The sequence below is a fragment of the Corallococcus sp. AB038B genome, from assembly GCF_003668955.1.
GTDB lineage: Bacteria > Myxococcota > Myxococcia > Myxococcales > Myxococcaceae > Corallococcus > Corallococcus exiguus.
Genome location: NZ_RAWO01000001.1, coordinates 1,737,173 through 1,760,445 on the forward strand (window position 1 = coordinate 1,737,173; position 23,273 = coordinate 1,760,445).

Annotated in this window: 21 protein-coding genes and 2 tRNA genes (1 of these 23 cut by a window edge); 12 read left to right on the forward strand and 11 right to left on the reverse strand. The window is 71.1% G+C overall.

Annotated features, from left to right (window positions below):
• Together D7Y04_RS45085 and D7Y04_RS07285 are read right to left on the reverse strand one after the other, a co-directional pair.
• Positions 1 to 41: transfer RNA gene (locus tag D7Y04_RS45085), tRNA-Pro, on the reverse strand; it reaches 157 nt to the left of the window's first position.
• Positions 42 to 70: 29 nt separating this feature from the next.
• Positions 71 to 146: transfer RNA gene (locus D7Y04_RS07285), tRNA-Pro, on the reverse strand.
• Positions 147 to 444: 298 nt separating this feature from the next.
• Here D7Y04_RS07285 and D7Y04_RS07290 point away from each other — a divergent pair.
• Positions 445 to 1,596: an LOG family protein gene (locus D7Y04_RS07290; protein ID WP_121758728.1), complete on the forward strand. Its 1,152-nt coding sequence runs from the start codon at positions 445 to 447 to the stop codon at positions 1,594 to 1,596.
• 10 nt (positions 1,597 to 1,606) lie between these two features.
• Here the strand turns inward: D7Y04_RS07290 and D7Y04_RS07295 are convergent, their stop codons facing one another.
• Complete coding sequence (locus tag D7Y04_RS07295) at positions 1,607 to 2,191, reverse strand: ThiF family adenylyltransferase (protein WP_120595912.1); 585 nt, start codon at positions 2,189 to 2,191, stop codon at positions 1,607 to 1,609.
• Between the two features lie 11 nt (positions 2,192 to 2,202).
• Positions 2,203 to 2,451 carry a hypothetical protein gene (locus tag D7Y04_RS07300; RefSeq protein WP_120595902.1) on the reverse strand — a complete coding sequence of 83 codons (249 nt, stop codon included), beginning with the start codon at positions 2,449 to 2,451 and terminating at the stop codon, positions 2,203 to 2,205.
• A 181-nt stretch (positions 2,452 to 2,632) separates the two neighbouring features.
• On the opposite strand from D7Y04_RS07300, the gene nfi reads away from it, so the two are divergent.
• The 6 genes from nfi (at position 2,633) to D7Y04_RS07330 (ending at position 8,368) form a co-directional block, all read left to right on the forward strand.
• On the forward strand, positions 2,633 to 3,349 hold the full coding sequence (gene nfi / locus D7Y04_RS07305; protein WP_121758729.1) for a deoxyribonuclease V: 717 nt from the start codon (positions 2,633 to 2,635) through the stop codon (positions 3,347 to 3,349).
• The gene (locus D7Y04_RS07310) at positions 3,346 to 3,561 is read left to right on the forward strand and encodes a DUF2905 domain-containing protein (RefSeq protein WP_120577548.1); all 216 of its coding nucleotides are present in this window, start codon (positions 3,346 to 3,348) and stop codon (positions 3,559 to 3,561) included. Before nfi ends, D7Y04_RS07310 begins: the two co-directional genes overlap by 4 nt.
• A 359-nt stretch (positions 3,562 to 3,920) precedes the next feature.
• Complete coding sequence (locus D7Y04_RS07315; protein WP_121758730.1) at positions 3,921 to 6,269, forward strand: GMC family oxidoreductase N-terminal domain-containing protein; 2,349 nt, start codon at positions 3,921 to 3,923, stop codon at positions 6,267 to 6,269.
• 102 nt (positions 6,270 to 6,371) lie between these two features.
• Positions 6,372 to 6,887 carry a DUF2267 domain-containing protein gene (locus D7Y04_RS07320; RefSeq protein WP_120595906.1) on the forward strand — a complete coding sequence of 172 codons (516 nt, stop codon included), beginning with the start codon at positions 6,372 to 6,374 and terminating at the stop codon, positions 6,885 to 6,887.
• Positions 6,888 to 6,932: 45 nt separating this feature from the next.
• The gene (locus D7Y04_RS07325) at positions 6,933 to 7,190 is read left to right on the forward strand and encodes an acyl-CoA-binding protein (RefSeq protein ID WP_014394349.1); all 258 of its coding nucleotides are present in this window, start codon (positions 6,933 to 6,935) and stop codon (positions 7,188 to 7,190) included.
• Positions 7,191 to 7,201: 11 nt separating this feature from the next.
• Positions 7,202 to 8,368 carry a metallophosphoesterase gene (locus D7Y04_RS07330; protein WP_120595907.1) on the forward strand — a complete coding sequence of 389 codons (1,167 nt, stop codon included), beginning with the start codon at positions 7,202 to 7,204 and terminating at the stop codon, positions 8,366 to 8,368.
• A 9-nt stretch (positions 8,369 to 8,377) separates the two neighbouring features.
• Here D7Y04_RS07330 and D7Y04_RS07335 read toward each other — a convergent pair whose 3' ends face one another.
• The 3 genes from D7Y04_RS07335 to D7Y04_RS07345 form a co-directional block, all read right to left on the reverse strand.
• Positions 8,378 to 8,806 (reverse strand): Mov34/MPN/PAD-1 family protein, encoded by a 429-nt coding sequence (locus tag D7Y04_RS07335; RefSeq protein ID WP_120595908.1) that lies wholly within the window; start codon positions 8,804 to 8,806, stop codon positions 8,378 to 8,380.
• A gap of 64 nt (positions 8,807 to 8,870) precedes the next feature.
• Positions 8,871 to 10,070, reverse strand: a complete 1,200-nt coding sequence (locus D7Y04_RS45490; protein WP_233601291.1) for a hypothetical protein — start codon at positions 10,068 to 10,070, stop codon at positions 8,871 to 8,873.
• A gap of 16 nt (positions 10,071 to 10,086) precedes the next feature.
• On the reverse strand, positions 10,087 to 11,847 hold the full coding sequence (locus D7Y04_RS07345; RefSeq protein ID WP_121758731.1) for a VWA domain-containing protein: 1,761 nt from the start codon (positions 11,845 to 11,847) through the stop codon (positions 10,087 to 10,089).
• 488 nt (positions 11,848 to 12,335) lie between these two features.
• On the opposite strand from D7Y04_RS07345, the gene D7Y04_RS07350 reads away from it, so the two are divergent.
• Both D7Y04_RS07350 and D7Y04_RS07355 read left to right on the forward strand, forming a co-directional pair.
• Entirely contained in the window at positions 12,336 to 13,007 is a 672-nt protein-coding gene (locus D7Y04_RS07350) for an RNA polymerase sigma factor (protein ID WP_120577543.1), read from the forward strand.
• A gap of 46 nt (positions 13,008 to 13,053) precedes the next feature.
• The gene (locus D7Y04_RS07355; protein WP_121758732.1) at positions 13,054 to 14,244 is read left to right on the forward strand and encodes an anti-sigma factor; all 1,191 of its coding nucleotides are present in this window, start codon (positions 13,054 to 13,056) and stop codon (positions 14,242 to 14,244) included.
• Between the two features lie 49 nt (positions 14,245 to 14,293).
• On the opposite strand, the gene D7Y04_RS07360 is transcribed toward D7Y04_RS07355, so the two are convergent.
• The 4 genes from D7Y04_RS07360 to D7Y04_RS07375 form a co-directional block, all read right to left on the reverse strand.
• Positions 14,294 to 15,712, reverse strand: coding sequence for an AraC family transcriptional regulator (locus D7Y04_RS07360; RefSeq protein ID WP_121758733.1), 1,419 nt, complete (start codon positions 15,710 to 15,712; stop codon positions 14,294 to 14,296).
• An 11-nt stretch (positions 15,713 to 15,723) separates the two neighbouring features.
• Complete coding sequence (locus D7Y04_RS07365; RefSeq protein WP_121758734.1) at positions 15,724 to 16,272, reverse strand: zf-HC2 domain-containing protein; 549 nt, start codon at positions 16,270 to 16,272, stop codon at positions 15,724 to 15,726.
• Positions 16,269 to 16,907, reverse strand: coding sequence for an RNA polymerase sigma factor (locus D7Y04_RS07370; protein WP_120600334.1), 639 nt, complete (start codon positions 16,905 to 16,907; stop codon positions 16,269 to 16,271). Before D7Y04_RS07370 ends, D7Y04_RS07365 begins: the two co-directional genes overlap by 4 nt.
• Positions 16,908 to 17,035: 128 nt before the next feature.
• Positions 17,036 to 17,506, reverse strand: a complete 471-nt coding sequence (locus D7Y04_RS07375) for a PaaI family thioesterase (RefSeq protein WP_121758735.1) — start codon at positions 17,504 to 17,506, stop codon at positions 17,036 to 17,038.
• Between the two features lie 143 nt (positions 17,507 to 17,649).
• Here D7Y04_RS07375 and D7Y04_RS07380 point away from each other — a divergent pair, with 143 nt between their 5' ends.
• From D7Y04_RS07380 to D7Y04_RS07390, 3 genes are all read left to right on the forward strand, one after another.
• Entirely contained in the window at positions 17,650 to 19,974 is a 2,325-nt protein-coding gene (locus tag D7Y04_RS07380; RefSeq protein ID WP_370457088.1) for an ATP-dependent helicase, read from the forward strand.
• 299 nt (positions 19,975 to 20,273) lie between these two features.
• A complete protein-coding gene (locus tag D7Y04_RS07385; protein WP_121759307.1) occupies positions 20,274 to 21,803 on the forward strand; it encodes a DUF1592 domain-containing protein in 1,530 nt (509 codons plus the stop codon).
• Positions 21,800 to 23,227, forward strand: a complete 1,428-nt coding sequence (locus D7Y04_RS07390) for a DUF1552 domain-containing protein (protein WP_120596651.1) — start codon at positions 21,800 to 21,802, stop codon at positions 23,225 to 23,227. Before D7Y04_RS07385 ends, D7Y04_RS07390 begins: the two co-directional genes overlap by 4 nt.
• The last annotated feature ends 46 nt before the right edge of the window (positions 23,228 to 23,273 follow it).

A 23,273-nucleotide genomic window follows, 5' to 3' on the forward strand; every position in this document is an offset into this window, starting at 1 on the left:
GCGTTCTGAGCGCGGCGCCTCTACCAAGTTGGGCTACCCCGGCGGGGTGTGTCTTTGATTGTGCTTGAAGTCGGGATGACTGGATTCGAACCAGCGACCTTGCGCGCCCGAGGCGCACGCTCTCAACCAGGCTGAGCTACATCCCGATGACTGGGGAAACCTTCGAGGGAGGGACCCGGACACGACAAGGGCCGGGTCCCCTCTCGGGAACCCGGCCCTCGTCACGCCTTCCCGGGTCACCGGGGGCGGGTGCGAGCGTCAGGTCCCGGGCGCACTGCCACGGAAGGATGCGGTGGCCAGCTCCAGGTTCTCCAGAGAGGTCACCTTCGTGGCGGGGCGCTTCGGGTCCAGCGTGTTTCGGATCTGCAATGGGCATCCCTCCTTTCTGGGAGGAAATGACGGGGCGATAATGCCGTCCCTGACACGCACCTCGCGGAGACACCCATGACGGAACTCGAGACCCTGGCTGCCTTCGAGCAGCACCTTCGCGAAGGCCGCAGCCTCGCCAACGTCATCCTCCAGGGGCTGGACCTGCGCGCGTGGAGCGACGCGCTGCTGAAGGCGGACCTCACCGGCACCGTCTTCCTGGGCTGCATCCTGGAGCCCGCGACCCTGCAACAGGTCATTGCCCGGGGCGCCATGGTGTTCCCGCCGTTCTCCGGGCTGCCTTACTGCCCGTACCGCGGCAGCCTCTACACGCCGGAGGAGCTGTACGCGGGCTTCGACCCGACCCGACCGGACACCTACGCGGACACGCTGGACGCGCGCATCTACGCGCACTGGAACTCGCGCGGTGGGGCGCACCCTCCCTCCATCCTGGAGACCCTGGCACAGCGGCTTCACGACCACGCCATCAGCGACGCGTTGGAGGAGGCGCTGATGGATCAGGGCAAGCCCCGCCGGGTGGTGGCCATCATGGGGGGCCACTCCATGCTGCGCGGCCAGGAGGCCTACCGCTCCGTGGCGGAGCTGGCCCGTTCGCTGGCGCGCCTGGGCTTCTTCCTGGTGAGCGGCGGCGGTCCGGGCGCCATGGAGGCCACGCATCTGGGCGCGTGGTTCGCCGCGCGGCCGGATGAGGATCTGGACGCGGCGCTCACAGTGCTGGCGCGGGCTCCGTCCTACAAGGACCGGGACTGGCTCGCGCGCGCCTTTGAAGTGCGCGCCATGTGGCCCCTGCTCGACCCGGCGGCGATGGGCGACAGCCTGGGCATCCCCACCTGGCTCTACGGCCACGAGCCGCCCAACCCTTTCGCCACGCGCATCGCGAAGTACTTCGCCAACAGCGTGCGCGAGGAGGGCCTGCTCACCATCGCCCGGGGTGGCGTCGTCTATTCCCCCGGCAGCGCGGGCACGGTGCAGGAGATCTTCCAGGACGCTTGCCAGAACCACTACAACACCGTGGGCGTCATCAGCCCCATGCTGTTCCTGGGGCGCGAGTTCTGGACCCAGACGCGGCCCGTGTACCCGCTGCTGGAGCACCTGGCCCAGGGGCACGAGTACGCGCGTCACCTGCTCCTCACGGACTCGAAGGAGGACATCGTCCAGGCGCTCGTGCGCTTCGACGAGGAGCGCGAGGCCCTGGCGCGGGCGGGCTGACCGCGACGGCTCAGCCCTGACCCGCGACCGGGGTGACGGCGTTCAGGTTCACGAACGCGTCCCGCTTCACGCCGTGCTTGAGGAAGTCCTGCACGGCCCGCGCGAGCGTCGCGGCCAGCAGGCCCAGCAGGGGCAGGTGCTCACCGCCCTCGCAGGTGGCCTGTCCTTGAGTGTCCTCGGCGTCGGGCGTGAAGCGTTCATCCCAGCGCACCAGTCCGAACGTGCCGTCCGCGGACACCGCGCCGTGCACCAGCGGCGTGCCTGTCTTCCGGGCGTGGTCGCTGAGCAACTGGCGGCTGTCCTGGTTGTCGAAGGCGTCCACCAGCAGGTCCGCGCCCTTGCACAGCGCCTCCACGTTGTCGCGCGTGAGGCGCACTCCGAAGGACTCCGCCTTCACGCCGTGCAGGTTGTGCAGCTGGAGCTTCAGCGCCTCCGCCTTGTTCTTTCCGACGGACGGCTTCACGTAAGCCTGCGACAGCAGGTTCTTCGACTCCACGCGGTCGAAGTCGATGAACACCCGCGTCGCGTCCAGGTTGCGGCACAACAGCGCCGCCGCGGACCCAATGGCCCCCACGCCACAGAAGACGATGCGCATGGTCGCCGCCCTCAGCACGCCCCGAAGGGCACCTTCGGCCGCAGGTAGATGCGCTCCTCGCCGTGCGCGCCCCGGAAGCGGTCCACGACGTAGTGCTGGAAGGCTTCCTCCCCCAGATTGAAGCGGTGCAGGCCCGGCACTCCGCCCGAGCGCACCAGCTCCACCGCGATGCGGCGCACGTCCGCATCGCTGATGTGCCGCTCCAACTCCACCGGCACGTCCGCCGAGTGTCCGTCATAGGTGATGTTGAGCGTCGCCATGGTCGCGTGCCTCCAGGGAAGGGAACCCTGGCCCGGGACGGCGGCCCCAGATGCATCCTGACAACCCGGCCGCGCGAGCAGCCATGCTCCGGCCTCCGTCGCCTCCTGGACGTGGGGGAGGGGAGCGGCCGTCACCTTCCTGCCGGGGGATGCACAGTGTTGGGCTCACGGGAGGAGACGCATGGAGTCACCGCGAGCACCGCACCCCTGGAACGTCACGCCCACGGAGGCCGTGGCGCTGCAGAAGCGCCTGCGTGAGCAGCTCATCCTCGAACCGCCTCCGGGCCTGCGCATCACCCGCCTGGCGGGCGCGGACATCTCCACGGAGAAGGGCAACGACACGGGCTATGGCGGCATGGTGGTGCTCGACGCGGAGACGCTTCTACCGGTGGCCCGTGCCGTGGCCACGGCGCCGCTGACGTTCCCCTACGTCCCCGGCCTGCTGTCCTTCCGTGAGCTGCCGGTGCTGGCCGCCGTCTGGGAACGGCTCACTGTCCGCCCGGACGTGCTCGTCTTCGATGGCCAGGGTACCGCGCACCCGCGACGGCTGGGCATCGCCTGCCACGGAGGGCTGCTGTTCGACATCCCCTCCATCGGCTGCGCCAAGTCGCTGCTGGTGGGCACGCCCGGGAAGCTCGCGGAGCAGCGGGGCGCCACGTCCCCCATCATCCACAAAGGAGAGGTGGTGGGCATGGCGGTCCGCACCCGCACCGGCGTCAGCCCCGTGTTCGTCTCCCCCGGCCACCGCATGGACCTGGACACCGCCGTGGAGTGGGTGTTGAAGGCCAGCCCCCGCTACCGCGAGCCGGAGACGACGCGCCACGCGCACCGGCTGGTGAATGCCTTCCGCCGCGCGGGGGGCGAGGCCGCGGAGCTGGAGGAGGGGAGTCCCGGATGAAGTCCGAGGGGTTGATGCTGGTGGTGGCGGGCCTGGGGCTCGCCGTCGTGGGCCTGCTGGTGTGGGCCGGCGCCTTCTCCTGGTTCGGCCGGCTGCCCGGGGACATCCGCGTGGAGAGCGGGAACACGCGCGTCTACGCGCCACTGGCCTCCATGTTCCTCATCTCCGTGCTGCTCAGCCTGGGCGCCTGGGTGGTGCGCCGCTTCTTCTAGGCCTTCGGACCGGACGTCTGTCCATCGGTTGAGAAGGCGAGAACCCTTTCGAGCCTCCCTGTCGGCGGCGCCCCTGACGAACTTGTCCGACAGTCGGACAGGTTTTGAGTCTGTCGGGCGGGCAGGGGCTCCGGCGGATTTCCTCTCAAGAATGCGCGCCCTTGGCGTCTGACCGGCAGAAGCGACCTGCCCGGTTGTCCGCCCGCTGTCCGGGCGGGAAGGCTGGGGCCCGGGACGGACGCGGAGTGGATCCGCGCCGTTGAACCGCGCAGCATGCGGCCCGCCGTCCCTGACGTCAGCGGTGGGGAATAAAAGGCGGCATCTGGAAAAGGCGGCGCGTCAGGCCGCCAGAGGTGAGCATGCGCAGGTTGTCATCCCCGTGGAGTGATCTGGCATCCCACTACCCCGTGGTCGTCGTGGGGTCGGGCTACGGCGGAGGCATCACCGCCAGCCGGCTGTCGCGCGCGGGGCAACAGGTGTGCGTGCTGGAGCGCGGCCGGGAGATGCACCCGGGGGAGATGCCTCGCACGCCCGCGCAGGCGGTGGCCGAGTTCCAACTCCACTGCGCCCCGGGCCAGGGAGACCTGGACGTGGGCAGCCCCACCGGCCTCATCGAGGTCCACCGCAACGGTGACGTGTCCGTCATCGACGGCTGCGGCCTGGGCGGCACGTCGCTCATCAACGCCGGCGTGACGATGCGGCCCGACCCTCGCGTGTTCGAGGACCCTCGCTGGCCCCAGGCCCTGCGCGCCGACGTGCACGGCCTGCTGGAGGACGGCTTCGCGCACGCGGAGTTGATGCTGCGGCCCCTTCCGTACCCGGAGGACCACCCGCCGCTGCAGAAGCTCAAGACGTTCGGCATCTCCGCGGAGAAGCTGGGCGGACGGCTGACGCGGCCCCCGGTGGCGGTGACGTTCGAGGCGGGCGTCAACGCCGCGGGCGTGCGGCAGCCGGGGTGCTCGCTGTGCGGTGACTGCGCCACGGGCTGCAACACCGGCGCGAAGAACACCGTGCTGATGAACTACCTGCCGGACGCGCACGCGCACGGGGCCCGCATCTTCACCGAGGTGTCGGTGCGCGCGGTGGTGCCGGACGGCGCGAAGTGGCGCGTCTACTACCGTCCCCTCAACACCGGCCGCGAACGCTTCGACGCGCCCGACGCCTGGCTCACCGCGGACCGCGTCGTCCTGGCGGCCGGCACCATGGGCACGGCGGAGATTTTGCTGCGCTCGCGCGAGCGCGGCCTTCCTGTGTCCTCGAAGCTGGGCCACCGCTTCAGCAGCAACGGCGACGTGCTGGCCTTCGGCTACAACCTGGACATGCCTGTCCACGGCGTGGGCCACGGCGAGCAGAACCACGAGACGCGCGACCCGGTGGGGCCCTGCATCGCGGGCGTCATCGACCAGCGCGACACCGCCCGCCTGGACGAGGGGATGATCATCGAGGAGGGCGTCATCCCCGGCGCGCTCGCGTCGCTGATGCCCGCGGCGCTCGCGGGGGCCGCGGCGCTGGTGGGCGAGGACACCGACGAAGGCATCCTGGACTGGGTCCAGGAGCGGCTGCGCCAGGCGGACAGCTTCGTGCGCGGGCCGGACCACGGCGCGGTGGAGCACACGCAGACGCTGATGGTGATGTCGCACGACGAAGGCAAGGGCGAGCTGCGGCTGGAGCACGACCGCGTGCGCCTGCACTGGCCGGACGCCGGCCGCGACCCGCAGCTCACCCGCATCGAGGAGCGCCTTCGCCGGGCTACCGCCGCGCTGGGCGGCACCTTCGTGCGCTACCCGCTCTGGTCCGAGGCCTTCGGCAAGGAACTCCTGTGCACGCACCCGCTGGGCGGCTGTGTCATGGCCGAACGGGCGGAGGACGGCGTGGTGGACCACGAGGGGCGCGTCTTCTCCGGTGCCTCCGGCCACGCGGTGCACGAAGGGCTGTACGTGTCCGATGGCTCCGTGGTGCCTCGCTCGCTGGGCATCAACCCGCTGCTCACCATCTCCGCTGTCGCCGAGCGCGCCTGCGCCCTGATGGCCCGTCGCCACGGGTGGACCATCGACTACGCCCCGCTGCCGGAGGCCTCGGCGCCCCAGGCCCCTGGGCCCGTGGGCGTGCGCTTCACGGAGACGATGCACGGCTTCCTGTCCGGTGACGTGAAGGCCCCGCATCTGGAGGCAGGCGACCCGGAGCGCGACGACGCCACGCCCCTTCGCTTCGTGCTCACCGTGACGGCCGAGGACCTGAACGCGACGCTGCGTGACGAGCGCCACCCCTTGAAGTTGATGGGCACGGTGACGGCGCCGGTGCTGTCGTCCCGTCCGTTGGTCGTGACTCGCGGCGAGTTGCGCCTGATGACCCGCGAGCACGCTCGGCCGGGCGGCCAGCGGATGGAGTACCTGCTGCACCTGCTCAGCGAGGCCGGCGAGCCGTACTACCTGGAGGGCTACAAGGACCTCTACGACGACCCGGGCCTGGACCTGTGGAAGGACACCACGACGCTGTTCGTGTCCCTGCACCGCGGGGATGGCCCGGAGGCGCCGTGCATGGGCCGGGGCTTCCTGCGGCTGTCCGCGGAGGAGTTCGCGCGCCAGCTCACCACCCTGCGCGTGCTCAACGCCCGGGACAGCGTGCAGCGGGCGGAGGCCCTGGCCCGCTTCGGCGGCTTCTTCTTCGGCGCCCTCTGGGACACCTACGTCCGGCGCGTGGCCGCCTAGCAGTCAGGCAGCCGGCGGACAGTGCACCAGTCCGCGATGACGTGCCCTCCGGGGCTGGCATGGGCACCCTGTTACCCACCGGGACCGACAGGGAGGACCCCCATGGCTGAAGACCGTGATCCGCAGCGCCGCTCCGGCGCACCCCAGGATGAGGAGCACGCGGAGGAGCGGCGCGAGCTGTCCATCGAGGAGCGGCGTGCGCGGCGCAGTGCGATGCGGGCCAGTCAGACGTATGCCCGCTTCATCGACCACCTCTGCGACCGGGGCGGCATGTCCCCGAGTGTCGCCCAGCAGGCGGCCGTCTCCGTGCTCTGTGGCCTGGAGCAACGCATCCAGGCGGAGGAGTCCCTCGACCTCGAAGCACAGCTGCCGCGCAGGCTGACGGAGATGCTGCACCGCTGCGAGCGCCACGACGCAGACCCCCGCCCGTCGAAGTTCGGCCGCGACGAGCTGCTGAAGCTGGTGGGCGAGGACCTGGCCTTGAATCCGGACGCCGTGGAGCCCGTGGTGCGCGCGGTGATGGACGCCGTCCGTCATCAAATCAGCGAAGGCGAGGCGGAGGATGTGAGCGCCCAACTGCCCGAGGACATCCGCCACCTTTGGCTGCCGACGATGTGAGGCCGGCTGTTAAGGTCTCCGGCACACGCTTGCCGGAGACCGCGCATGGCCCTCGATGATGACTTCAGCGCCGCACAGAGCCGGGTGAAGACGCTGTCCAAGGCTCCTTCGAACGACACGCTGCTGGAGCTGTACTCGCTCTACAAGCAAGGCACGGAAGGGGACGTGCAGGGCAAGCGCCCCGGCATGCTCGATATCAAGGGGCGCGCGAAGTACGACGCGTGGGCCGGCCGCAAGGGGCTGGCGAAGGACGCCGCGAAGCAGCAGTACGTGGCGCTCGTGGACAAGCTCCTGCGCGGGTAGACACGGCCCTCATGCCCCAATGGCTCCGGATGGCGCTGTTCCTCGTGCCGGTCACCGCGCTGCTCGCGATGGCGCACGTCTACCTGTACCGCCGCCTGGTGCGCGACGTGACGGCGAGCAAGGCCCTGCGCCGCGCGGGGCTGGTGCTCTTCGCCGGGGGACTGGTGGGTTCCCTGGGCGCCCGGATGGTGGGGGCGAGGCTCTCCTCCGAAGCGGCGTGGTGGACGGGCATCCTCCTGCTGGTGTGGATGGGGCTGGTGCTCTACCTGCTCATGTTCACCCTGGGGCTGGACGTGGTGCGGGGCGTCATCGCCAAGGCGCGCAAGCTGCCGGATCCGTCGCCCGAGCGCCGGGCCTTCCTCGCTCGGGGGCTCGCGGCGGGTGCCACCGTGGCGGGCGCGGCGGTGAGCACCTATGGCACCTGGCGCGCGTACCATCCGCCAGACGTGCGCGACATCCCGGTGCGGCTGCCGGGACTGCCCAAGGCGCTGGAGGGCTTCACGCTGGTGCAGCTCACCGACATCCACATTGGCGGGGTGCTGCAGCGCCGCTTCGTGGACGATCTGGTGGCGCGCGCCAACGCGCTCAAGCCGGACCTCATCGCGGTGACGGGCGACCTGGTGGACGGCACGGTGCCGGAGCTGGGGCGCTACGTGGGCGGCTTCGGCGCGCTCAAGGCCCGGCACGGCGCGTACTTCGTCACCGGCAACCACGACTACTACTCCGGCGTGGAGGCGTGGACGGAGTTCGTCCGGGGACTGGGCATCACCGTGCTGCGCAACCGCGCCGTGTCCATTGGTGACGCGGGCGCGTCCTTCGACCTCATCGGCGTGGACGACTGGAGCGCGAGCCGGTTCGGTGAGGCCGGGTATGACCTGGACGCGGCGCTGAAGGGCCTCCGGCCGGACCGCGCGTCGGTGCTGCTGGCGCACCAGCCCTCCAACTTCGAGGTGGTGGCCCAGCGCGGCGTGGGGCTCCAGATTTCAGGGCACACGCACGGCGGACAGATGTTCCCTGGCAACGTGTTGGGCCATCTCATCTGGGGCGAGCAGAACGCGGGCCTGAGTCAGCAGGGCGGCTCGCACCTCTACGTCAGCCGCGGGTGCGGTTTCGTGGGTCCGCCCATGCGCGTCGCCGCGCCGCCGGAGATTGCACGCATCATCCTGCTGCCGGGCTGAAGAAGCGGCTCACGGTTTGCGGTGGGCTCGCTCCAGGAGCAGGCCGTCCTCCTGGAGGATGGTCGGACCGGGCCGGGGCCGGCCATACAGCAGCCCCGAGGCGATGCGCAGCGGCGCGGCCCACGCGGGCTCGTCGCGCACCAGCACGTCCTCGCCGCCGATGCGGACCACCATGCCGTCGGGGGCCACCACGGAGAAGCGCAACGGCCGGCCCAGCGCCGCCTGGAGCGCGGCCATGGTCGTTTCGTCCTCCTGCGAGAAGGCCAGTGGGCCCTCCGGGTGGCTGTGGGTGATCTCCACCAGCGTGTCCCTCAGGCTCCAGATGGCTTCCCACCGGGGGCGGGAGTCCGGCAGCGCCATGGGGTCGTCGAAGGAGTCGCCCCACAACACCTGGCCCTCCGGTCCAATGAGCAGGCACACCTCGCGCGTCGTCGTCATGAAGTTCTTCCTCCCGAATGTCCCTTACCGACGTGGGGGACGGGCCCGGTCGGACACGCGGGTTTCAGACGTGCCGGGTGATGACCAGCGCGTCCGTGTCGATGGCTTCCTTGAGCACCGACGGCAGGCTCTCCAGCGTGACCCGGTTGTCCGCGCCCGCCAGGCACACGCCCGCGTCGCGCACGCGCAGCGTCGTGGCCTCCACCACCGTGACGAAGCGCTCGCCCATGAACGTGTAGACGACCTCGAGCAGGCCGTCCCCCAGCCGGCGGTGGTCCATCAGCCGCGCGCCGGCCTTGTCCAGCGCGCGCTCCACCCTCGCGCCGACGTCCGACTCCGCGCGCCAGCGGTCCTGGCGCGTGAAGTTTCGTCCATCGCGCGCGCCCAACGTCCGGCCGGAAGCGCGTGCGGAGGCATCCCGGCGTGTTTCCCACGCCTCACGCTCGTAAGCCGACGGCGTCACCCCGCGGCCGTTCGCGTCCCGCGCCGTACCGTGCTGGGCTTCTTCTCCGTGATGGGTCTCCCAGCGTTCGCGCTCACGCCCTGACAACGCCCGCCCGAGCTCGCGTCCTTCCGCGTCCCGCCAGACCTCCGGCATGCCGGTTTCATGCATCCGCGCACGGGCCTCTGCTTCGCGCCGGGCCTCCAGCTCCGCCTGCCTCCGGACGAAGCGCGCACGCTCCTCGGCCAGCCGGTTCAGGCAACGCTCCGCCTCCGCGCGTCCCTCGCGCGCCACGTCGAGCACCCGCGCACGGGCCTCCACGGGCGCGAACGGGATGCCCGTGCCTCGCGACACCGCGTCCAGCACCGCGAAGCCGAACGCCGCGCGCAGCGAAGCACTCACGCCACGCGCATCCCCCAGCGCACGGTCTTCCTCCAGCGCTCGGCGGGCCGTCTCCTCCGCTTCGCTTTCGAACTCCACTCCCTCGAAGAGCAGCGTGCCGTCATGCCAGCGGCGCGCAGTCACCGGCGACAGGCGCGGCGGCTCCTCCTCCGGCATCAACGCCAGCGGTTCCGCCACCGCGCCCTCGCGCACCAGCCGCGTGCCCCAGACGTGGCCCCGCACGCGCGGCAGCGCCTCCAGCCCTTCGGGAGACGCCGGCTCTCGTGCGGTGGCCTCGCGGCCCTTCACCTCGAAACGCCACCAGCCCGGGGCGACGGGCTGGGTGACGCGCAGGCGGCGTGAAGGCGCGTCCACGGTCCCGCCGCCGAAATACGGCAGCACCGCCGACTCCACCTTCCCGAGCAGCTTCCGGTAGTCCACGCCCCTGCCTCTTTCTTCACGCCACCTTCAAGAGCGGCGTGCTCATCACCCGGTCCACCCAGCCGGACTGGCTGGCCCCCGCCTCGCGCGGAGCGTCCATCAGCGCCTGGAGCACTCGCGGCACCTGGTAGGGGTCCGCGAACTGCCCCACGCTCACCTCACTGAAGGGCACACCCAGCTGCTTCGCCCCCGAGCGCACCGTGTTGCCGCGCGCCCCCGCCACGCTCACCAGCAGCGCCATGGCCGCCACGCTGTAGCCACACGCGTGGAAGGCCCGGGCGAACTGGTCGCCTGCCTCGCCCGCCTCGTCACCCACCACCATCACCACCAGCTTCGCCTCCGCCGGGATGCGAACCCCGGAGCGGTGCAGCGCGTGGACACCGGCCGCGTGCACCGTGCCGCCGGACGCCTTCAGCCCGGCCAGCATGTGCTGCACCGCCGTGCGGTTCGCCGCCTTGGGCTGCAGCATCGTGCCCATGGTGTCGAACGCGGCCACGTGCAGCTTGTTCAGCGGGAAGCCCGCGAGGATGCGCGACAGCGCCTCCTTGGACTGCTCGATGGCGCCCTCCATGGACCCCGACTTGTCGATGAGGAACATCACCCGCACGTCCGTCTCCGCCGTCGCCTCCGCCACCGCCTTCTTCACCGCGTTGTCGCTCGCCTCCTCCAGCTTGCGACGCACGTCCTCACCGCGGACGTTCTTCGCGATGTTCAGCGAGCGCTGATCCGTGGCGTTCGCCACCGCCCGCTCCCAGCGCGCCTTCACGGACGGCTCCTGCAACAGGCCCAGGTCCTCCAGCGTGGGCGTCATCAGCCGCAGGTCGCGGTCCGACAACGACGGCAGCAGCGTGGCCAGGATGGCGGGCGTGAGGCCCACGTCCTTCGGCAGCCGGCCCACGACCTCCTTGTAGGAGAGCCGCTCCAGTTCAATCCACTCGCAGATCTCCGCCTCGGAGAGGCCGTCGAAGCGCTCGCGCTTCACCAGCGTGAGCCCGTGCAGCCCCACCTGCCGGTGGCCGCCGTCCGCCTGCTTCTGCTTCCAGCCGAGCACCTCGAAGAAGCCCTGCGACTGGGGCTTGTAGCCCGCCTTGCGCGCCAGCTTCTTCAGCGTCTCCTTGTAGCCCGCCTTCACCAGGCCCTGGAGCATGGGCAGGTTCGCCTCACGCGCGGCCAGCCACTTCTGCGCCACGCGCTTCCAGCGGCCCAGGGGCGGCTTGCGCGACGCCGGGTCACCGAAGCCCGCGGCGCGGTTGAGGCGCGCGATCTCCGGCGTCTCCAACAGCTCCGCCACGCGCAGCACGGCCTTGGGCGTGAGCATCCGCGTGGAGCGGCGCACGTAGTGCAGCACCATGGCCTCGCCGATGGAGCGGTAGTCGTCGTCGTGGAAGGCGATGGTGCCCTGGCCGTCACGCACGGGCTGGCCCGCGTGCTCCTGCACCAGCATCAGCGCGCAGGTGGCCACCTTCAGGTCGCGCCAGTCCGTCTGCGTCAGCGCGTACGACGCGAAGTGCGCCATCAGCATCGGGTTGAGGCGGTAGAGCTCCAGCAGCTGGCCGTACAGCTTCACCGCGGCGGGCACGAACAGGCCGGGCGCCGCCTTGCGGCCGCGCGACAAGGCCTTCGCGTCCGCGCCGGCGACGGCCACCCAGGTGCCGTTCACGTCCAGGCCAGGACGGTGGTGCCACAGATGGGCGGAGCCACCGAGCACCACGTCGAGCAGGCGCTCGGCCGGTCCTCGCTGCGTCTCCGGAAGGGTCGTCTGGGTGCGAGCGGTCATGGCGGTCGTCCCCCTTTCGGGACAAAGGCATGCCCGGAAGGGCTGCCTGGAGATGGGAGGGAAAAAGTGAGCGCCCGAGTGAGGAAGCCGGAAGGCTGAATCCAGAGTTCAGTGCCGGACCGCCGGCGGGCCCCCCGCCTTGCGAGCGGAGGGGTGGAGTCGAACCACGGCGTGTAGGGCCTCTTCGGCCGGGCGCTCGAAAGCGATGCGCCCCTGGACGCCCCCCTGGCCGGAATCCTGACGGCGCCATTTTCGGGCCTTCTTCCGGGACCTTAGGAGTCTGCCCGGGCCTCTATGGAAGCGACCCGCCGCGTCATCCGCGGGCTTTTGAAAAAAGCGTGTCAGGAAACGCGGAGGGCCTGAGTCGGGCGTTCTGGTAACCAGTCGGAGGCTGTTCGCGGATGCAACGTGTTAATTTGCCGCGCCACATCCCCGTAACCCAACCTCTCGGGACGAGGACCTCCCGGGACAGCCTCCAGGGTCTTCCGGTGTACGAGCAGCTCACGGATGAGGAATTGTTCGCGGAGGTGACCCGGCGGCGCGCCACAGGCGAGGCCATCGGGACTCCGTTGGGGGCCTTGTGCGCGCGGTGGGCGCGCCCGGCCCGTTACGTCATTGGCCGGATTCAGGGCAGCTACGGACGGGGTTCGCCGGCGGACGCCGACGAGCTCTTCCAGGACGCGGTGGGGAAGTTCCTCGACCGGGGCCTGGATCAGTTCCGGGGCGTGTCCGAGCAGATGCCGGGCAGGAGCGCGTCTCCCAAGACGTTCTTCCTGCGCATCGTCAAGCACGTCGCCATCGACTTCTACCGGCGGCACCGGGAGGAGCTGGCGCCCGCGCCGGTGTCGCCCGACGACGTCATGGAAGAGACCCCGTCCGAGGTGGCCCGGGCGGTGGAGGGCGCACGGCGTCGCGAAGAGCGCGCCGAGGCGCAGGAACTGTATTGGGCCGCCTACGCCAGGCTCCAGCAGGAGCATCCAAAGGAGGCTTCCGCATGGGAGCTCTATCACCACGAGGACGTGGAGGATCACGAGGAATGCGCACGTCGTTTGAACATCAGCGTGGTGAACTCGTACAAGCGCGTCAGCCGCGCCCAGGCATACCTGCGTTTGTACCTGCTGGAGTTGCAGCGGGACGGACTGCCGGAGGAGCCGTCGTGACGTCTCGCGGGAGTCTGATGACTTCCGCCTCGCCCGGGATGTCGCGATGAAGGGCGACGCGCTGTCCCGCTACCAGGCCCGGTACGCGCGCCTGGGCGCGGGCCCCCTCTCGGTGGGTGAGCTGTTGGAGGTGGTGGGGGATGTGCTGCGCCGCTCGGACCGGCTCGGCACCGACGGGGTGGAAGAGGCCTTGAAGGGCCTGGGCCGCCCCGAAGTGGAAGCCTGGCTTGCCCAGCAGAAACCGCAGGCGCTCCAGCCGTTGCTCCTGCGTGCCGCCGAGGAGTCGATGGAGGTGGCGCTGGGCGAGGAGGGTGAAGAAGCGGAGCTGTGGCGCGCATCCGCGCTGGAAGGGCTGGCCGCCCGGGACCGGGCCGCCTCCGCCGCCCGCGCGCTCGTCACCTGGGAGATGTTGAAGGGCCCGCTGGACGGGGATGCGAGCACCGCTCGTGAGCGCTTTCTCGGGGCGCTGGGGCACCTGGACTCCTCGCTGCGCTCCCGGGCGCGCTGGTTCATCCCGCTCAACACCGAGCGCCGCGCCGAGCGCGACCTGCTGGACCCCGTGGAGCGCCCCGGCGCCTGGTGGTTCTCCGCGAGGGCCAGCTGTGATGACCTGGTGGCGTCCTGGACGGGCCGCCCCATGAAGGACCCGGAGCACCTGAAGGACTGCGCCAGCTGTCGCGCGGACCGGGCGGACACGGCGGTGGTGGACACGCCCCCGCGCCGCCACCTCACGGATGACGAGCTGTGGCGGCTGGACTCCGGCGAGATGAGCCGCGAGGAGCGCGAGCGCGTGGAGGCCCATACGGCCGGCTGCGGTGAGTGCGCCCAGGCCGTGCTGGCGCTGGAAGAGGGCGACGCCGCCATCGACGAGGCGCTGGAATTGGATGAGGAAGGCGCGCAGGTTCCGCGCGCGGCGCGCGACTCCCGCGCGGACATGGCCCGTCGCCCCAGCGCGGCCCGCCTGCCGGAGCACCGCGAGGTGCTGGAGGAGCGGCGAGACTTCCGCGTGGTGCTGGTTCGCGAGCGTCAGCGGGTGCGGCTGCTGGTTCAGCCCCTGGGCACGCGCGCCGTGACGGCCGCCGTGTTCCTGTCGCCCGGGCGTCCGTCGCTCAAGCCGACGCAGGGCCCGGAGGGGCTGTCCTTCGACCTGTCCACGGCGGCGGCCACCGGCGCGCACGCGGCCCACCTCACGGTGCAGGCCGGGCAGGAGACGCTGGAGCGCGACTTCGCGTTCTGAGTGAAGCGCGGAGCGGCGGAAGGTGTGAACCTTCCGCCTTCGCTCTGCCTCACTGGAGCTGGGAGGAGGGCACGTTCCGGCCGGACGAGTCGTACGGCTGGGCCGAGCGCACCGGCAGCCTGGGCATGGGGAGGGGGCCTCGCGAGGCTCCGGCCCGCACGCCACCGGACAGGAACGCCGCCACGAGCTGCGTGAGCGGCGGCCGGGTAGCGAGCGCCACGCCGCACACCTCCAGCCACTGCCGTTCGAAGCGTCCCGTGGTCTGCCGATATGCGTTGCATCCCTGCTGCGTGGGAGCAGCCAGGTCCCGTTCGAAGCGCTGGTCGTCGACGCCCCAGCGGATGCGGAGCGAGTCCGACGCGAGCCGGATGAACAGCGGTTCTCCGCCCCAGGTGCCCTCGATGAGGGTGGCGGAGCCGCCAGCGCGCACCTTCACCGAAAGGTCCCGCCGCTCGTAGGAACCGTTCACCTCGATGCCGTGCTCGAAGAGCTCGTCGCCGAACTCGCCCTTCCACGAAGGGCCCTTGCCGAGCATGAGCGGCGTGGCCGTCTGCACGCGCTGCGTGTCGAACCAGGCGGTGCCGACCCTGCCCAGGGGCGTGTTCGCCTTGGGCCGGGGGCCATCCTCCAGTCCCTGGGGGCCGGAGGGCAGGGGCTGCGGGGTGGCGAGCAGGTCCGTGGTCTTCACCGACGTGTCCACCGTCTCGAAGCGCACGCCGCCGAGCCATGCCTGGCCGGCGCCGCTCATGATGAGGCCCGCCATGATGGAGGTGGCCTCCTTCGGGACGTCCAACACCACGTCGTAGCGCTTGCAGCCGTGGGTGCCCACCAGGGCGCGCGACTGCATGTTGTCGAAGGCGAGCGGCTGCTTGGGGTCCGCGCCTTCCACGCGCATCCACAGCCCCGCCCAGCCCTTCACGTCCTGGTGGCGCACGGCCGCGGAGAAGCGCAGGCGCTTGCCCCGGAAGTCCTGCGCGCTGAAGGCCTGCATGAAGGTGCCGAAGCTGTCCGTGGCCTGCGTGCGCGAGCGCAGGAAGGCGCTGCGTGTGCCCTCGCACGGGGAGGACTCGTCCACGCCCGCCTCGTAGTGCTGGGGCGCGCTCTCCGTGACGTACCAGCCCTGCGGCAGCTTCGTCCGCGTGGCATCCGGAGCGGCGGGCATGCCGCCGGATGTGGCCGGGGCCGTCGCGCTTGATGGCGGCGTGGACGCGGCGGGGGCGGTCGTGACGGAAGCCACCTCCGCGCCGGGCCTGGGTGCTGGAGCACTGGTGGGCGGCGGCGGGCTCGCCTTCGGCGCCGAGGTATCGGGCCTGGCTGTCGCGGCTGTCTTCGCGCCCGAGGACGTCGGGCTCACCTTCGGCGCCGTCGCCTCGGACGCGGCCGTCGCGACGGCGGGCGGAGTCTGGGCCGCCGCGAGGGGCGCCCAGAGCGCGAGCAGCAGGCCGGGGAGGCGGGTTCGGAGCGTCATCACGGAAGTCCTCACAGCGCGGCCGGACGCGAGCTCAGCGCCACCTGCGTCAGTCCGCTGGACGCGTCGTAGCGGGGGACCTCGCCCTGTCCACCGGGGTGATACACGAGCAGCCCGCGCGCGCTCGCGGACTTGAGGCAGTGCTCCTGCGTGGCCAGGTCCGGGCACGCGACCACGATGTCCCGGGGTGCCTCGTCATCCTCGACTGGCATGTCCTGCACCGCGGCGATCGGCGCCTCCACGGGCGTCACGGACGGAGAGACGGCTTCCCCTCCGGACCGCAGCATCAGGAACACGGAGGCCGCCACCGCGACCAGCGCCGCGGCGACGGCGGCCGGACGGTGCCAGCGCGCGGGGCGCACCACGACAGCGTCGCGCGGCGTGGCGGCGGCGACTTCGTACAGCTGCTCCTCCAGCAGGGCCTCCTCCTGGAGCAGCCGCGCGCACGGCTCGCACGTGAGCGTGTGGGCCTCCAGCTCCGCCTCGGCTTCGGGCGGTAGCGCGCCCAGCAGGTACTGCTCCGTGCGGTCGCGGGTGAGGTGGGGCGTGGGCCTGATCATGGTTGTTCCTCTTCGAGCGCGGTGCGCAGCTTCTTGCGGACCTCGCACAAAATCTGTCGCACGCGCTGGACGGACAGCCCGACGCGGGAGGCGACTTCTGCATGGGGAAGTCCCTGACCGTCACAGGCCAGGAGGAAGACGTTGCGCGCGCCCGGTGACACCTGCTCCAGCGCGTCCCGGGCCCGGGCGAGCTGCTCCTCCGACAGCAGGCGCTTCTCCGCGGACTGCGCGGGGTCCACCGGCTGCTGCCGCTCCGGGAGATCCTCCAGCGTGCCGTCCACCGACTCGCGCCGCATGCGCCGGGCGTCATCCGACGCGAGGAACGCCGCCTGGGTGAGCGCGAGCGCAGGCAGCCGCAGCTCCGTGAGCAGGCCCCGCTGCTGCTGCTGGATGAGGCGCGCCCACGTCTCCTGCGCCAGCTCCTGGGCCCGGTCCACCCGGATGCCCCGCGCGAGCAGCGACACCACCACCCGGCGCTGGTGCCGCGCGATGAGCGCGTCCCACGCGGCCCGCTCCCCCTCCAGCGCGCGCCGGGACAGGGCCTCCTCGTCCGGCGCCGCCGGTCGCGCGGCCCTCTCTGTGTCCTGCCGCGACTGGAGGGTCGTCATCCCCAAGCCCTGTACGGCTGCATCCATGCCGTCTTCCCGTTGCGAGCCGCGCTCGTCCCCCGGAGGCCGTTCCTGCCCCGGGCTCCCAGGGAAACGCGCCTCCTGGCCGGACATATCGACGGGAATGGGCAAGGGGGGCCCGGGGTGGGGGAATGTCAGTTGGTGGCGGGGCTCTCGCCGGAGGCCCACGGCTGGTTGGAGACGCGCACGACGCCCTGGCAGCGGGCGCACACCCGGCCCTCCGCGTCCATCAGCTTCGCGGAGGCGAAGAGGGTGGAGGAGCCGCCGTTGTCGATGACTGCCTCCACGCGGAGGTGGTTGCCGGTGGCGGGGCGCTCGAAGCTCATGGACAGCTGGACGGTGGCGCAGCGGCGGGTGGGATCCCTCAGCGCCGGGGTGCAGCCGATGGCGTAGTCGAAGAGGGCGGAGAGCACGCCGCCGTTGACGGCGGAGGCCCCCAGGCCGCCCCGGTGCTGCGGCTGCACCTCCGGGAGCTCCACCACCACCATGCGCCCTTCCGGGAAGGACATCCGGGCGCCGAAGTGGCGCAGGGTGAGGCTCTCGTTGAAGAGCTCCGCGAAGCGGTCGAGCTGGGCCTGGGACGGGCGGGACGGGGTGTCGGACATGGCAGGTGGGCCCTTTTATATCCCACGCTCCTGCCCGTCCCGAGAGCGGACGGCCCGGCGGGCGACAGGGCTTACCGGAAGACCCGGCACCGGCGCGCGAAAGACGTTAGAAGACGGGGTTCTTCCCCCTGGTGGAACCCTCCGTGAACGCCCACGAAACCGCCCTCCTCGAAGACCTCAATCCGCCCCAGGCGGAAGCCGTGCTCCACGGCGACGGCCCCCTGCTCGTGCTGTCGGGCGCCGGCAGCGGCAAGACGCGCGTCATCACCCGCCGTGTGGCCCACCTGGTGAAGGTCCACCGCGTCTTCCCGTGGCGCATCCTGGCCGTCACCTTCACCAACAAGGCCGCGCGCGAGATGCGCGATCGCCTCACCCAGCTCCTGGGCGCTCAGGCCAACGACCTGGTGGTGAGCACGTTCCACTCTTCCGCGGCCATGATTTTGCGCCGCGAGGCGGAGGCCGCGGGCCTCACGCGCTCCTTCGTCATCTACGACGACGGCGACCAGCTCAGCCTGGTGAAGCGCGCCATGCGCGACGCGGGCGTGGAGCCGGTGATGCAGCCTCGTGAAATCCTCCACCGCATCGACCAGGAGAAGAACGCCGCGCGGCTGCCGGAGGACATGCGCGTGGAGCAGGAGGACGTGCGCGGGCAGATCGTCAAGCGCGTGTACGCGGGCTACCAGAAGCTCTTGCGCGCGGCGAACGCGGTGGACTTCGGGGACCTGCTGCTCCTGCTCGTGAAGCTCTTCCGCGACCGGCCGGACGTGCTGGAGCGCTACCGCACGCGCTTCACGCACGTGCTGGTGGACGAGTTCCAGGACACCAACCCCGTGCAGTACGCGTTCCTGCGCCAGCTTGCCCCGCCGCCGTCCGCGAACCTGGTGGTGGTGGGAGACGACGACCAGTCCATCTACCGCTGGCGCGGCGCGGACGTGGACAACATCCTCCAGTTCCCCGTGCAGTACCCGGGCGCGAAGGTGGTGAAGCTGGAGCAGAACTACCGCTCCGACCAGAACATCCTCACCGCCGCGCACGAGGTCATCTCCAAGAACCCGCGCCGCATGCAGAAGAAGCTCTGGAGCGAGCGGCCCAAGGGGGAGAACCTGGAGCTGCTGCTGCACCGCGACGAGCGCGCGGAGGCGCAGGAGGTGGCCCGGCGCATCCTCGCCGTCCAGCGCGAGGGCTTCATCAAGTTCTCCAGCATGGCCGTGTTCTACCGGACCAACGCGCAGAGCCGCGTGCTGGAAGAGGCGCTGCGGCTGGGGCGCGTGCCGTACCAGCTGGTGAGCGGACGCAGCTTCTACGACCGCGCGGAGGTGCGTGATGCCTCCGCGTACCTGCGGCTGATGGTGAACCCGCGCTCGGACGCGGACCTGTTGCGCGTGCTCAACGTGCCGGCGCGCGGCATCGGCGACACCACCGAGGAGCGGCTGACCGACTTCGCGAACGAGCAGGGCCTGAGCCTCTACGAGGCCCTGGGCGAGCGCCACCGCATCCCTTCCCTCAACGCCACCGCGCAGAAGCGGCTGGGCGGCTTCCACCAGCTGCTCCAGTCGCTGCACGCCTTCTCCCTCACGGCGAAGGACGCGGCGGGCGCGGTGGACCAGATGCTGAAGGAGTCGAAGCTGGTGGAGACGCTGGTCGCGGAAGGCAGCGACGAGGCGCTCACCCGGGCGGAGAACCTGAAGGAACTGCTGGGCGCGGCGCAGGAGTTCGACCTGAAGCGCGCGTCCGACATGGTGGCCTCCGCCGCCGCGCTCGAAGCTCGCGAGGAGGAAGCGCCGGAGGGCGTGGACTCCGCGCCGCTCACCGCGGACATCCCGCCCCTGCAATCCTTCCTGGAGCAGATCAGCCTGGTGGGTGAAGCGGACGCGGAGGTGAGCGAGGGCCGCGTGGCGCTGATGACGCTGCACGCGGCCAAGGGCCTGGAGTTCGACGCCGTGTTCCTCACCGGCATGGAGGAGGGCGTCTTCCCTCACTCTCGCGCGCTCAAGAGCGACGACCCGGACGGCGGCGAGGAGATGGCCGAGGAGCGACGGCTTTGCTACGTGGGCTTCACCCGCGCTCGCAAGCGGCTCTTCGTGAGCCTGGCGCAGTGCCGCTCCCTCTTCGGCGAGCTCAAGTACAACCCGCCCAGCCGCTTCCTCGCGGACGTGCCGCAGGCGTTGTTCGGCTTCAAGGAGAACGACCTGCCGCCCCCGCCGCGCGCCGCCGCCATGCCGCAGCGCCGCCGCAACTGGGACGACGACGAGACGGGCCCGCGCGTGGACCGCAGCTATTCGCAGGCGTCGTCCGACATGGACGGCGTGGGCGGAGACGTGCGCGGCATGCGCGTGCGCCATGAACAGTTCGGCTCCGGCCGAATCGTCGCCGCGGAAGGGTCCGGCCCCAACGCCAAGGTCACCGTGGAGTTCGGCGGAACCGTGGGCCTCAAGCGCGTCATCGCGCGCTTCCTCATCCCTGGCTGAGCGCCGGGCGGATCCGGTGTCCACAGCGGTTTCCAGTATTCATGTGACACCGGGCCCGGTCGGCCGGTGTACGGATTGACTTCCTGACGCTTCCCCAGTGGGATGACCTCCAACGAACGGAGGCGCTTCCCCCCATGGCGCTACGTCAACGACGGTGGACTTCCGCGCTGCTCGCGGGCTCCTTGAGTTTCCTGACTGCCTGCGAAGGCCAGATTTCTGACGCGGCGAATCCGCGCAATCCTGGCCCTGACGGGACGAACAAGCCTCCCCCTGTGGGCGTGGAGCAGGCGGCGCGCTCCGTGCGCGTCGCTCGGCTGACGCATGCGCAGTGGGTGAGCAGCGTGAAGGACCTGCTCAAGCTGGACGCGGCGCCCACGGCGCTGGCGCAGTCGTTTCGCGCGGATCCGTCCCAGAGCGGCTTCCTCTTCGACAACGACGCCCGCGCGCTGTCGGTGGACGAGGCGCTGTGGGGTGCCTACCAGCGCGCGGCGGCGGACCTGGCCGGGCAGGTGGCCACGGACGCGACGAAGCTGGGCAAGCTGCTGCCGGCGGGGAGCACCACGGACGAGGCTCGCGCGAAGGCGTTCGTGGAGTCCTTTGGCCTGCGCGCCCTGCGCCGCCCGCTGTCCGCGGACGAGGTGGAGACGTACCTGAAGCTGTACCGCCAGGGCCCTCAGGCGTACCCGACGATGGCCGCGTTCCAGGGCGGCCTGCGGCTGGTGCTGGAGGGCTTCCTCCAGTCGCCCCTGTTCCTCTACCGCGTGGAGCGCAGCACGCAGGCGACGGCCGGCAAGGTGCCGCTGGACGCGTTCGAGGTGGCGTCCCGCTTGAGCTATGCGCTCTGGAACTCCATGCCGGACGACGCGCTGTTCGCCGCCGCTCGCGAGGGCATGCTGGCCAGGCGCGAGGGCGTGGCCTCCGAAGCGCGCCGGATGATCGCGGACGCCCGGGCGCGCGGCGTGGTGGACGCCTACCACCAGGCCGTCTTCGACGTGCCCCGCTACGCGAGCATCCGGCCCAACGCGACGCGCTTCCCCAACGTCACCACGAAGCTGGCGGAGTCCGCGGCGAAGGAGAACACGCTCTTCGTCGAGGACGTCGTCTTCGGGCGCAAGGGGCGCTTCGCGGACCTGCTCACGTCGCGCGACACGTTCGTCAACGCCGAGCTGGCGCGCATCTACGGCCTCACCGGGACGTTCACTGCGGACTTCGTGCCGGTGACGCTGGACGGGGCGCAGCGCCGGGGCGTGCTCACGCAGGTGGGCTTCCTCGCGTCGCATGCGACGTCCATCGACCCGGACCCCATCCACCGCGGCGTGTTCCTGTCGGAGCACCTGCTGTGCCAGAAGATTGGTGCGCCGCCGGCCAACATCCCCGCGCTGCCCGCGCCCAATGGCCGCACCAACCGCGAGGTGGTGACGTCGCACACGGAGGCGCCGGGCACGGTGTGCGCGTCCTGCCACGCGACGCTGATCAACCCGCTGGGCTTCCCCTTCGAGAACTTCGACGCCGTGGGCGGCTACCGCACGACGGACAACGGGCTCCCGGTGGACGCCTCGTCGACGCCGGGCATCGGCGGACAGAAGGTGTCGGTGAAGGACGCGCTGGACCTGGCGGACGCGCTCGCGGCCACGCAGGCGGTGCATGAATGCTACGCGCGCCACTGGGTGGAGTTCCTGAGCGGACGCCCCGCGGTGGCGGAGGACGATGCGCTGGTGGCGCGGTTGGGCAAGCTGTCGCAGTCCGGTCAGCTGCCCATCGTGGACCTGGTCGTCGAGGTCGTGACGGGCGTGGGCTTCGTGACTCGCCACCCGGAGGAGCTGCCGTGAAACTGAGCCGACGACGCATGTTGCAGGGCCTGGGTGGCGTCATGCTGGGGCTGCCGGTGCTGGAGGGGCTGTTGCCCCGCAAGGCCCAGGCGGCGGAGGCGGACGCGCTGCCCTTCGCCATCTTCCTGCGCCAGGCGGATGGCGTGGCCGCCGCGCAGAGCACCTCCGAGCTGGGCAACGAGCCGGAGCGCTTCTGGCCGGAGCCGCTGGGAAACCTCTCCACCACGACGCTCGCGGGCAAGTCGCTGGTGGAGCTGGCGGACCACCGCGCGCGCCTGCTGGTGGTGCGCAACGTCAACATGAAGGACTACAACTACGGGGACGGCCACGCCCGCGGGGCGCTGCAGTGCCTCACCGCGCGAGGCCCCGCAGTGGAGGGCGTGGGCGGCGACTCCGAGGCGTCCGGCGAGTCGCTGGACCACCGCATCGGCCGTGAGCTGAACCCGCAGAAGCGCGACTCGCTCTACCTCTACGCGGGGCAGGCCGGCGGGTGGCTGGGTGGCCCCTGCATCTCTCACCGGGGCAGCGCTTCACGCCGGGCCGCGCTACATGATCCGTGGGTGGCCTACCAGACCATGGTGGGTGGCCCCGGAGGCCTCTCGCCGGAGGCGCGCGAGCAGCTGCTGGTGCGCCAGAAGAGCCTCAACGACCTGGTGTCGGGCCAGCTGAAGGCGCTCCAGTCTCGGCCGGAGTTGAGCAGCACGGACAAGCAGCGCCTGGACCTGCACCTGTCCAACGTGCGCGACCTGGAGGTGGCGCTCAGCTGCCGCGCCCGCGCGGACGAGGAGCTGCGGCTCCAGCAACAGGCGCCCGGCTACAACAGCACGGACGGTGACGAGGTGCTGGCCACGGTGCGGCTGCACATGGACATCGCGGTGCTGGCGGTGGCGTGCGGCACCACGCGCTCGGTGGCCATCCAGGTGGGCAACGGCAACGACAGCGCCACGCGCTACCGCGACCCCACGACGGGGCAGTTGATGGAGAACTTCCACTACATCTCCCATCGCCGCGCGTCGCACGACGCGTCGGGTGGCATCATCGCCGGGTCGGACGTGCTGCACTCGCGCGTGGACGCGCAGTTCGCGCAGACCTTCAACTACCTGTTGGATCAGCTGGCGGCGTACTCCCTGCCGAACGGCAAGAAGCTGGTCGACCAGGGCGTGTCCGTCTGGTTCAACGACCTGGGCAACGGGCCGGCGCACTCGGCGCGCCACATCCCGTTCATCCTGGCGGGCAGCTGCAACGGCTACCTCAAGCAGGGCGTGGCGGTGACGGCGGCCGGCGGCAACAGCAGCCCCAACCTCAACAAGATGCTCAACACCCTGGGCGCCGCGGTGGGCCTGAAGAACGCGGCCGGCGGGCCGCTGGACGACTTCGGCGACTCCACGCTGCCCAAGGGTCTGCTGACGGAGCTGCTGGCCTGAGCGGCCGTTGACCCGATTCGCCTCCTCCTTTCCTCCTTTGTTTTCG

Bases quoted from the DNA above. Each gene is read 5' to 3' on its own strand.
- D7Y04_RS07290 (WP_121758728.1), top strand. From the start codon at position 445: ATGACGGAACTCGAGACCCTGGCTGCCTTCGAGCAGCACCTTCGCGAA.
- D7Y04_RS07295 (WP_120595912.1), bottom strand. From the start codon at position 2,191: ATGCGCATCGTCTTCTGTGGCGTGGGGGCCATTGGGTCCGCGGCGGCG.
- D7Y04_RS07300 (WP_120595902.1), bottom strand. From the start codon at position 2,451: ATGGCGACGCTCAACATCACCTATGACGGACACTCGGCGGACGTGCCG.
- nfi (WP_121758729.1), top strand. From the start codon at position 2,633: ATGGAGTCACCGCGAGCACCGCACCCCTGGAACGTCACGCCCACGGAG.
- D7Y04_RS07310 (WP_120577548.1), top strand. From the start codon at position 3,346: ATGAAGTCCGAGGGGTTGATGCTGGTGGTGGCGGGCCTGGGGCTCGCC.
- D7Y04_RS07315 (WP_121758730.1), top strand. From the start codon at position 3,921: ATGCGCAGGTTGTCATCCCCGTGGAGTGATCTGGCATCCCACTACCCC.
- D7Y04_RS07320 (WP_120595906.1), top strand. From the start codon at position 6,372: ATGGCTGAAGACCGTGATCCGCAGCGCCGCTCCGGCGCACCCCAGGAT.
- D7Y04_RS07325 (WP_014394349.1), top strand. From the start codon at position 6,933: ATGGCCCTCGATGATGACTTCAGCGCCGCACAGAGCCGGGTGAAGACG.
- D7Y04_RS07330 (WP_120595907.1), top strand. From the start codon at position 7,202: ATGCCCCAATGGCTCCGGATGGCGCTGTTCCTCGTGCCGGTCACCGCG.
- D7Y04_RS07335 (WP_120595908.1), bottom strand. From the start codon at position 8,806: ATGACGACGACGCGCGAGGTGTGCCTGCTCATTGGACCGGAGGGCCAG.
- D7Y04_RS07345 (WP_121758731.1), bottom strand. From the start codon at position 11,847: ATGACCGCTCGCACCCAGACGACCCTTCCGGAGACGCAGCGAGGACCG.
- D7Y04_RS07355 (WP_121758732.1), top strand. From the start codon at position 13,054: ATGAAGGGCGACGCGCTGTCCCGCTACCAGGCCCGGTACGCGCGCCTG.
- D7Y04_RS07360 (WP_121758733.1), bottom strand. From the start codon at position 15,712: ATGACGCTCCGAACCCGCCTCCCCGGCCTGCTGCTCGCGCTCTGGGCG.
- D7Y04_RS07365 (WP_121758734.1), bottom strand. From the start codon at position 16,272: ATGATCAGGCCCACGCCCCACCTCACCCGCGACCGCACGGAGCAGTAC.
- D7Y04_RS07370 (WP_120600334.1), bottom strand. From the start codon at position 16,907: ATGGATGCAGCCGTACAGGGCTTGGGGATGACGACCCTCCAGTCGCGG.
- D7Y04_RS07375 (WP_121758735.1), bottom strand. From the start codon at position 17,506: ATGTCCGACACCCCGTCCCGCCCGTCCCAGGCCCAGCTCGACCGCTTC.